A 1,701-nucleotide genomic window follows, 5' to 3' on the forward strand; every position below is an offset into this window, starting at 1 on the left:
TTTATTATTCTCTCAAAAACTTGGAGTCCGGTTTTCTCTTATACCGCTTAATAAGCAAGGGTATTGCATGTTTTTATAAATTTTTGTCTACATTAGCTGGACCTTACTTATTAAGCGGTATAAGAGAAAACCGGACTCCAAGTTTTTGAGAGAATAATAAACAACTCACATTGTGGAGTTTCTTTTGTCTTTTTTAACTAGCTAAAATTTTAACTAATCTCATTTTTTTCATAAAAAAATGTTCGACAAGTTTTGACATTTCCCTTATCATAAAACTATAGGCATTTATAATCTCAAGTTCAGCTACTTGTCAAGCGCATAGAGCATTAACGCCAAGTTCTTAAATAGGTATTAACTAGGCCTTTTTTTATTTGGTAAGTTTCTTAAATTTTTATTGCCAAAGTAGTATCTTAGGTTCCGGTGTAGGCTACTTGGATAACACCTTGTGTTTTAGGCGAAATCTGTTACAATATTTAGCACACTGCCCTCGCAAGCAATAGATGTATGCTTGACACTGGCATACAGTAAGCTTAACTCATTAGACATAAAAGGTTAATATATTTACAGAGTGGAAATAAATTACTAATAGTAAAAGACCTTACAAAGCGCATTAAAATGAAAGTAGTAAGTTTATATGCGAGAGTCTCATCGAAAAAGTAAGCACAAGAAAACACAATAGGTAGCTAACTTGCTGACTTGGACAGTAGAATTGATAAGGATGGGTGCGAGCTGCTAAATGAATATAAATTCATCGATAATGGTTATAGCGGATCAAATTTAAAGCGCCCCGGTTTATATAGTTTACTTGGTAAAGTAGTAGAAGGTAAGATTGGTAAAATTTACGTTCATTCGCCTGACCGTTTGTCACGTAAACATAAACATCTGATAACTTTATTTGAAAAGTTTCAAAAAGCAGGAGCAAAGGTAATCTTTTTGAACTGCCGGGTAGATGATAGTCCAGAATCTAGACTACTAGATATGCAAGGAATAGTAGCAGAACATTTGCATTGGAAGATGATAGAACGAAGTCTCCTAGGGAAAACCCATGTAGCGAGAGAAGGTCGTGTAAGTATAATGAGCAATACTCCTTATGGTTACCGTTATGTAAAGCACATAGTGAGAGAGGAAGCAAGGTTTGAAATTAATGAATAGGAAGCAGAAATAGTGTTCAAACTGTTTGCGTGGGTAAGTCAAGAAAGAGTGACTTTAAGAAAAGCTGTACAGCGACTGAAAGAGATGTGTATTATTACACCAAAGGGCAAAAGAGATTGGCATCCAAGTGCAATTAGTGGGATCTTAAGAAATCTCGCGTACAAAGGGCAAGCGGCATTTGGTAAAACGAAGGTAGGTCGAATAAAATAAAGAGATAGTGTGGGAAATGTGCGAAACAAACTATTCCGCCTATCATAACAACCGAAAAAATTGGATTCATATAGCAATACAAGTATAATTGAAGAGAAATTATTTGATGCAGTACAAGAACAACTGGCTGAGAATAGGGAAAAAGCAAGAGTAAGGAATGGTAAAGAAACGTCTTTGCTACAAAGGCTGGTTGTATGTTGGCATTGTGGATATACCTATCACAATATAAAGAGTGGTGATATTAAAAGAAGCTACTATCGTCGTAGTGGTTCGAACCCTTATTATTGTGATGAAATCGAAATATGTAGTAGTAAGTTAATTCGTACAGAAATATTCGAA

At 35.0% G+C, this 1,701-nt stretch carries 2 protein-coding genes and 1 pseudogene; all 3 read left to right on the plus strand.

Annotated elements, in window-relative coordinates:
* Positions 1-696 precede the first annotated feature (696 nt).
* Positions 697-1,152: a recombinase family protein gene (locus IHO13_RS05395; protein ID WP_225538618.1), complete on the plus strand. Its 456-nt coding sequence runs from the start codon at positions 697-699 to the stop codon at positions 1,150-1,152.
* Between the two features lie 12 nt (positions 1,153-1,164).
* Positions 1,165-1,362: a recombinase family protein gene (locus tag IHO13_RS05400; protein ID WP_225538619.1), complete on the plus strand. Its 198-nt coding sequence runs from the start codon at positions 1,165-1,167 to the stop codon at positions 1,360-1,362.
* Between the two features lie 60 nt (positions 1,363-1,422).
* Positions 1,423-1,701: pseudogene (locus IHO13_RS05405) on the plus strand (recombinase family protein); the annotation flags it as partial.

Origin of the sequence: Wolbachia endosymbiont of Mansonella perstans, assembly GCF_020278605.1 — a bacterium.
Classification (GTDB): Bacteria; Pseudomonadota; Alphaproteobacteria; order Rickettsiales; family Anaplasmataceae; genus Wolbachia.